Consider the following 7,297-nt stretch of genomic DNA (forward strand, 5'->3'; position numbering starts at 1 on the left):
GGGAAAGATTGTGCCTCGGCTATGGCGCTCGCTTCGTCAACCTCGACAGCCATGATGCATCCGGCTTGCGCACCCTTTTCGCGCAGGATGCGAGTCAGCTTGCGCGTATCGATTCCGGCAATGGCAACGACACCAGGGAGACTCCAGTTTCATGGCGCAGATACGCAAAAGCGGGACGGGCGCGAGCCCTCCCGCTTGACTACTTGATAACCCGGAGATTGTACCGGAGTGCCCCTCTTTCGGCAATTCTCCCGCATGCCTCGGACCCGGTTTAAGGGCTCGATTTCGTCAGATATCGTCGCAAATCCTGACCTGCTGGCGGTCTGCCAATTTGATCTCAACAGCGCGCTTCCCCTAATTTGCGGGCGTTGAACGTATATAATTCGGGGTTTATCGCAAAGCGCTTACGGCCTGAACCCATATGGAAGCTGAACAGATCAACATCATCGCCAACCGACTCGTGGACATCGCCCGGCGTACCAGTGAGTTGCGGAGGTATCTTTGACTACGATCAGAAGTTTGATCAGCTAAGCGCCGTATCACGCGAACTCGAAGACCCCAAGGTCTGGGACAACACCGAGCGTGCGCAGGAGCTTTCACGCGAAAAGAAATCGCTCGAAAACGTCGTCCTGACCCTCGACCGCGTTGGCGGCCAACTCAAGGACGCCGACGAACTGTTCGCCATGGCGCGCGATGAAGACGATGATGACACGCTGCGGGCGGTAGCCGCCGATGCCCAGGAAATTGAAAAGGACGTTGCCCTGCTCGAATTCCGGCGCATGTTCAACAACCCGGCCGACCCGCTCAACTGCTTTATCGAAATCCAGTCCGGCGCCGGCGGCACCGAGGCGCAGGACTGGGCCGCGATGCTGCTGCGCATGTACGTCAAATACGGAGAGCGCAAGGGTTACGCCGTCGATATTCTCGAAGAATCCCCAGGCGACGTTGCCGGCATCAAAACGGCCACGATCAAGCTTTCGGGCGATTACTGTTTCGGCATGCTGCGCTCGGAATCGGGCATCCACCGCCTGGTGCGCAAATCGCCGTTCGATTCGAATGCCCGCCGCCATACCAGTTTCTGCTCGATCGTCGTCTTCCCTGAAATCGACGATTCGTTTGAAATTGACATCAACCCCGCCGATCTGCGGATCGACACCTACCGCGCTTCCGGTGCCGGGGGTCAGCACATCAACAAGACCGACTCGGCGGTGCGCATCACGCATAACCCGTCAGGCATTGTCGTGCAGTGCCAGAACGACCGCTCGCAGCACCGCAACCGCGCCGAGGCGATGGCCATGCTCAAATCGCGCCTGTATGAAGCCGAAGTCCAGAAACGCCAGGCCGATCAACAGAAGCTTGAAGACGCCAAGACCGACATCGGCTGGGGACATCAGATTCGCTCCTACGTGCTGGACCAGTCGCGCATCAAGGATCTGCGCACCAACGTCGAAGTCGGCAATACACAGAGCGTGCTCGACGGCGATCTGGATCAGTTCATCGAAGCCAGCTTGAAGCAGGGCGTCTGAATCCCGCACAGCTATTCTTAGCCCAATTAGTCATCTTTACGATTCAATCATTGATTGCGAGAAACACCATGTCCGAACCAAACGACGCATCGACCAACACGCCAGAGCATGACGAGAACCACATCGTCACCGAGCGCCGCGCCAAACTTGCCGAATGGCGCGCCACCGGCAAGGCGTACCCGAACGATTTCTTGCGCGAAAACACCGCGGGCAAGATTGCCGAAATCTACGAATCCAAATCGGGCGATGAACTCGAAGCCGCAGCGGTTGAAGTCAAGGTTGCCGGTCGCATCATGCTCCGGCGCGTCATGGGCAAAGCCTCATTCATCAGCATTGCCGACCTCTCCGGCCGCATCCAGATCTACGTCGCCCGCGACAAGGTCGGCGAAGAAACCTATACCGCCTTCAAGCGCTGGGACATCGGCGACATCATCGGCGCCGTCGGCACCTTGTTTCGCACCAAGACCGGCGAACTGACCATCCAGGCTGCGGAAATCCGTCTGCTCTCCAAATCGCTGCGCCCGCTGCCGGAGAAATTCCACGGTCTGACCGATCAGGAACAGAAATACCGCATGCGCCATCTCGATCTGATCATGAACGAGCAATCGCGCTTCACCTTCGCGGCGCGCAGCCGAATGGTGCAGTCGATCCGCAACTACATGACCGATCACGGTTTCCTTGAGGTCGAAACGCCGATGATGCACCCGATTCCCGGCGGTGCGGCAGCCCGCCCCTTCAAGACCCACCACAATGCGCTGGACATGGAGCTGTTCCTGCGCATCGCCCCGGAGTTGTATCTGAAAAAACTGGTCGTCGGCGGCTTTGAAAAAGTCTTCGAAATGAACCGCAACTTCCGCAACGAAGGGATGAGCCCGCGGCACAACCCCGAGTTCACCATGATGGAGTTCTACGAAGCCTATACCGAATACCGGAAACTGATGGATTTCACCGAAGGGCTGCTGCGCCATGCGGCGCGCGATGCGTTGGGCACGGAGGTCTTCGCGTACCAGGGACGCACCCTTGACCTGTCGAAGCCGTTTCACCGGCTGACCATGGTCGACGCAATCCTCAGATACCACCCTCAATACACGCTCGAACAACTGAATGACGCCGAATGGCTCAGGCAGAAACTGACAGCGTTCAAGGTCGAGGTCAAACCCGGCATGGGGCTGGGTACCCTGCAGTTGTTGATGTTCGAGGAAACGGCCGAAGCCGATCTGTGGGAACCGACATTCATCATCGACTACCCCGCTGAAGTCAGCCCGCTGGCACGCCGAAGCGACAGCAACCCGGAGGTCACCGAGCGCTTCGAGTTGTTCATCGTCGGCCGCGAAATCGCCAACGGCTTCTCAGAACTGAACGACCCGGAAGACCAGGCAGCACGCTTCCTGGAACAGGCCAGGGCGATGGACGCCGGTGACGAGGAGGCGATGTACTACGACGCAGACTACATCCGCGCCCTCGAATACGGTCTTCCACCCACCGGCGGCTGCGGTATCGGCATCGACCGGCTGGTCATGCTGCTAACCGACTCGGCAAACATCCGCGACGTCATCCTCTTCCCGCAGATGAAGCCCGAATAGTCGAAGCCAGTTATTACGTTGCCAATGCGTTTCAAGCGTTCCATACTGGTATGGTGGTCACCCGAGTAACTCCTGGGGCTGAATTGTATTGATTTGTATCTGGCGTCTACCAAACGCCTGTCTGGATCGTTTATCGCTCACCATCAATAAATCAGTGAGGCAACGCATGGAAAATCAAAGCCGTAGCACCCACCCGATGATCGTCGTTGCAGCGATAGCGGTAACGATTGCCAGCCTGACCGCCGTTGCCTCAATGGCCGGCTGGTTGCCCAGCAGCAACGCGACTGACGCAGTCCCTGCAACACAGGTGGCTGTTGCTCCGGCGACCGAACCGGCAGCAAAGCCCGCTCCAGAGCCGGTCGCTGCAAAACCGGCAGCGACCGTCGCGGCACCTCCTGCCCCCGAGAAAGCGGCATCGTCCCGTCCTCCGGCCCCGCGCAAAACCACCAAACAGGTCGAGTACGCTTATGACTCGACGACCAACAGCACCTATCGTGGCGCAACTCCGGTGGGCAACTACCCGATGAACGACAGCGGCGTCTACGTCGAGAGCAATCCGCAACCGCAAGCTCGTCAGGCACCCCAGTACTCCAATACCTGTCGCGACTGCGCCACCGTTGAAGGCGTACGGGAAGTCAAGCAGGAAGGTGAGGGAACAGGCCTTGGCGCCGTCAGCGGCGGCGTCGTGGGCGGGCTTCTTGGCAACCAGGTCGGCGGCGGACGCGGCAAGACGGTGGGCGCCGTCGTCGGCGCCGTCGGTGGCGCCTTTGCCGGCAACGCGATCGAAAAGAACGTACGCAGTTCGACACACTACGAAGTCACGGTTCGTCTTGACGACGGAAACACACGCGTCTTTACACAAGCGCAGCCGCCCGCCCTGCAGCGCGGAGACCGCGTGCGCATCAACAATGGGCAACTGACCCGCATGTAGAAGGTTTCTCGGAAAATCCCAAAACGCCCTGAGGGGCGTTTTTTCTTGTCCGCAAGAAACTGATATGTCACCTACCGTGAGCAGCATTGCCCGGCAATTGGCGGGGACAGACGCGGTATCATCGGGAGCAGGACTCCAATCCAAACCACTACGCAAGGTGGGGAGACGTAGCAGCCTTCCCAACCTGACGACGGAGATAACGCATGCGGCAGCCTTCCAAAACACCACAGACGGTCGACGAGTACATCGCGCGATGTGCGCCAGAAGTTCAGACGAAGCTACGTGCAGTGCGAATCGAAGCCAGATCAAACGCTCCTCACGCCGATGAGAAGATCGGCTACGGAATACCTACGCTCAAGATGGGTAAGAACATCTTTCACTTCGCGGCCTTCAAGAATCACATCGGCCTGTATCCTGGTTCGGTCGCCCTGGAGGTCTTTTCCGACGAACTCAAGAGCTACAAGACATCAAAAGGCGCAATCCAGATTCCGCTCAACCAACCGATCCCACGAAGTCTCGTAGCGCGGCTTGTTCGGTTCAACGTAGAAAATATCGCCATCGAGGCAAAGAAATGACCCTGTTCATGTCCAAGCTCGCTATCAAGACCAGATGATCCCCCTCAATGAACTGCTACTGTTCGCTGGCGCCGCCCTGCTGATGGTGTTAACGCCGGGCCCGAACATGGTCTATCTGATCTCGCGCTCCATCAGCCAGGGGCGAATGGCCGGCTTCATCTCCTTGCTGGGCGTGATTGCCGGCTTCCTCGTGCACATGTTGGCGGCAGCCACTGGCTTGACGGCGCTGTTTCTTGCGGTGCCACTCGCCTACGAAATTCTCAGGTGGGCAGGCGCGCTGTACCTGCTCTGGTTGGCATGGCAAGCCGTTCGACCCAGTGCCAGGTCGCCATTTGAAGCCCAGGACCTGCCGATTGATTCAACCGCGAGACTCTTTTTGATGGGCTTTCTCACGAATGCGCTCAACCCGAAAATCGCGGTGTTCTATCTGGCCATCTTCCCGCAATTTATCTCGCCACAGCATGGCTCGATCTTTCTGCAAAGCGTCGTTCTTGGCCTGACACAAATCTGCGTAAGCTTTTCGATCAATTTGCTCATAGTGCTCTCCGCCGCCAGCATTGCGACGTGGTTTTCCCGCAACCCAAGATGGCTCTCGGTACAGCGCTACTTCATGGGTTTCGTGCTGGGCGCATTCGCAGTTCGCCTCGCCTTTAAACAACGGCGCAATGCATAGCCCGGCCTACACGGACTTCCCGAGAATGCCTCGACGGACGTCTTTTCTTACCCGGCAGGAATCGAGGCCCTGGTTGTAGTCAAACAGAATGACCTTGAGTAGCATGGCCGGTGGGTAGGCCGCTGCGGCAGTCAGGTCGTTACAGTAACGAGCCATGTCGGGTATCCAAAAGGCAATACCCATTGGATCATTGATATTCCATTCGGTTCACCGCAAAATGCGCGGATGAATAGACTTTTTCTACACCTCCGTTGTGACGTTAAAGGGGCGCTCATTGACCGACTTTTCTAACTCCGGCCAACGTATCTTGAATATTGCCCAGGCGGCCCGACAGAAGAACGACAAATTGTCGGCAGCTGAAGTGTGGGCGGGCGTGCTTGGCCTAGAGGCTAAGAGTGCTACATCTGATCCGCACGAGGTGAATCAGCAGCTAGTACTTCTGCGCCAAGAGCTCGATTTGCTTGAAGAGCAGATGAAAGGAAGTAAGTTTAGTGAATCTCTCTACGTGCCTTACATAGGGCGGGTGAGAAGTGCCGTAACGCCGAGCAACATCACGGCCACATGGAACAACTACAAGCCGCAATTCACTGCCGAAACCATACTGGCCCTTCGTTACTGTGCTGAGATTTTGCCTGATGAGCCAGAATCGAGTTTTGAAGAACTCGAGCATCTTCTTTCGAAGCTCTCCGAGTTCGAGCAGAACCTCGATAGCACTTCAATGAACGGGCCAACTTATCGCTTCGTGAAGAGCCAGATCGAAATCATCAAAAACGCGATTCGCAACTATCCGATTTCTGGCGGAGCGGCAATTCAGAAGGCGTTTAGCGAGGGGTTTTCTGATTTAAATGCGAAGTCCGAAGACCTGGTCAATGAAGAGCAAACGTCGGTAACTGCCAAAGTTGGGGAGTTCTGGAGGGATCTCAAATCTGCTGGTGGAGAATTCGTAGAGGCCAATCGAATTGCGAACGCATACATCGGTCTCGTCAACAAGGGACAAAGTCTTGCGGAAGGTGCTATTGCGCTCTTATCGGGGCCGTCATAACAATGAGCTCCACATTCAACCTGTGGTCCGCAAAGCGGTAGTAAAACAAGCTTCCTCCTCTCAAGCCTTGACCGGCCTCACGCAACTCGCCGCGCGTTTGGCACGGCTACGCGCTTCGCCGATGGTGTCTGCGCTGGCCACGGCAACGCCCATGCGTCGCTTGAGAAAGCTTTCCGGCTTGCCGAAAAGGCGCAGGTCGGATTCGGGCACGGCCAGCGCTTCGGCCACACCCTCGAAGGCGATGCCCTGCTCGGCCATACCGCCGTAGATCACGGCCGATGCTCCCGGCCGACGGAGGCTGGTATCCACCGGCAACCCCAGAATGGCGCGCGCGTGCAGTTCGAACTCGGAGAGGCGCTGCGTGGCGAGCGTCACCAGCCCGGTGTCATGAGGCCGCGGGCTGACCTCGGAAAACCAGACGTTGTCATCTTTTACGAATATCTCGACGCCAAAAATCCCCCGCCCGCCCAACGCACCTGTGACGCGACGAGCGATATCGCGTGCCCGCTGCAGCGCCAACGGCGACATCGGCTGGGGCTGCCAGGATTCGACGTAATCGCCATTGATCTGAACGTGGCCAATCGGCTCGCAAAAATGGGTTTTCACCTCCCCGGACGCGCCGAGCGCACGCACGGTCAACTGGGTGATCTCGTAGTCGAACGGCACGCACGATTCAACGATGACTCGCGCTTCCTTGACGCGCCCGGACTGTAGCGCATAGTCCCAGGCGGGTTGGACATCCTGTGGCCCGCGCAGGAACGACTGCCCCTTGCCGGACGAAGACATGACCGGTTTGACGAAGCATGGATAGCCTATGCCGGCGTCAATAGCCGTTTGCAATTCGTTCAGCGAGTCAGCAAAGGCGTACGACGAGGTGGGCAACCCCAGTTCCTCGGCGGCGAGACAGCGAATCCCTTCCCGGTTCATCGTGAGCTGGGCGGCGCGCGCGGTTGGAATCACCTCGGCG

Annotated in this window: 8 protein-coding genes and 1 pseudogene; 6 read left to right on the forward strand and 3 right to left on the reverse strand. The window is 57.8% G+C overall.

What is annotated here, in order from left to right; all coding sequences use genetic code 11:
- A pseudogene (locus tag PROAA_RS07665) lies at window positions 1-131 on the reverse strand (glutamine-hydrolyzing carbamoyl-phosphate synthase small subunit); the annotation flags it as partial.
- A 290-nt stretch (window positions 132-421) separates the two neighbouring features.
- Here PROAA_RS07665 and prfB point away from each other — a divergent pair.
- From prfB to PROAA_RS07690, 5 genes are all read left to right on the forward strand, one after another.
- Window positions 422-1,526 (forward strand): peptide chain release factor 2 gene (gene prfB, locus PROAA_RS07670; RefSeq protein ID WP_186410782.1). Its coding sequence is split into 2 segments (ribosomal slippage): window positions 422-502 and window positions 504-1,526, totalling 1,104 coding nucleotides; the frame shifts between segments, so codons are not numbered across the junction.
- A 68-nt stretch (window positions 1,527-1,594) separates the two neighbouring features.
- Window positions 1,595-3,109 (forward strand): lysine--tRNA ligase, encoded by a 1,515-nt coding sequence (gene lysS, locus PROAA_RS07675; protein WP_186410783.1) that lies wholly within the window; start codon window positions 1,595-1,597, stop codon window positions 3,107-3,109.
- 166 nt (window positions 3,110-3,275) lie between these two features.
- Entirely contained in the window at window positions 3,276-4,040 is a 765-nt protein-coding gene (locus PROAA_RS07680; protein ID WP_186410784.1) for a glycine zipper 2TM domain-containing protein, read from the forward strand.
- A gap of 203 nt (window positions 4,041-4,243) precedes the next feature.
- On the forward strand, window positions 4,244-4,615 hold the full coding sequence (locus tag PROAA_RS07685; RefSeq protein ID WP_186410785.1) for an iron chaperone: 372 nt from the start codon (window positions 4,244-4,246) through the stop codon (window positions 4,613-4,615).
- Between the two features lie 34 nt (window positions 4,616-4,649).
- Entirely contained in the window at window positions 4,650-5,288 is a 639-nt protein-coding gene (locus PROAA_RS07690) for a LysE family translocator (RefSeq protein WP_186410786.1), read from the forward strand.
- Window positions 5,289-5,294: 6 nt separating this feature from the next.
- On the opposite strand, the gene PROAA_RS07695 is transcribed toward PROAA_RS07690, so the two are convergent.
- The gene (locus PROAA_RS07695) at window positions 5,295-5,444 is read right to left on the reverse strand and encodes a hypothetical protein (RefSeq protein WP_186410787.1); all 150 of its coding nucleotides are present in this window, start codon (window positions 5,442-5,444) and stop codon (window positions 5,295-5,297) included.
- 118 nt (window positions 5,445-5,562) lie between these two features.
- Between PROAA_RS07695 and PROAA_RS07700 the strand changes: the two genes are divergently transcribed.
- Window positions 5,563-6,330: a hypothetical protein gene (locus PROAA_RS07700; protein ID WP_186410788.1), complete on the forward strand. Its 768-nt coding sequence runs from the start codon at window positions 5,563-5,565 to the stop codon at window positions 6,328-6,330.
- A gap of 60 nt (window positions 6,331-6,390) precedes the next feature.
- Here the strand turns inward: PROAA_RS07700 and purT are convergent.
- Window positions 6,391-7,297: formate-dependent phosphoribosylglycinamide formyltransferase (purT, locus tag PROAA_RS07705; RefSeq protein WP_186410789.1), on the reverse strand; the 907-nt coding region annotated here is incomplete at its 5' end.

This window comes from Candidatus Propionivibrio aalborgensis (assembly GCF_900089945.1).
In the GTDB taxonomy this organism is placed as follows: Bacteria; Pseudomonadota; Gammaproteobacteria; order Burkholderiales; family Rhodocyclaceae; genus Propionivibrio; species Propionivibrio aalborgensis.

Coding starts and splice junctions, on each gene's coding strand:
- lysS (WP_186410783.1), top strand. CDS start 1,595: ATGTCCGAACCAAACGACGCATCGACCAACACGCCAGAGCATGACGAG.
- PROAA_RS07680 (WP_186410784.1), top strand. CDS start 3,276: ATGGAAAATCAAAGCCGTAGCACCCACCCGATGATCGTCGTTGCAGCG.
- PROAA_RS07685 (WP_186410785.1), top strand. CDS start 4,244: ATGCGGCAGCCTTCCAAAACACCACAGACGGTCGACGAGTACATCGCG.
- PROAA_RS07690 (WP_186410786.1), top strand. CDS start 4,650: ATGATCCCCCTCAATGAACTGCTACTGTTCGCTGGCGCCGCCCTGCTG.
- PROAA_RS07695 (WP_186410787.1), bottom strand. CDS start 5,444: ATGGCTCGTTACTGTAACGACCTGACTGCCGCAGCGGCCTACCCACCG.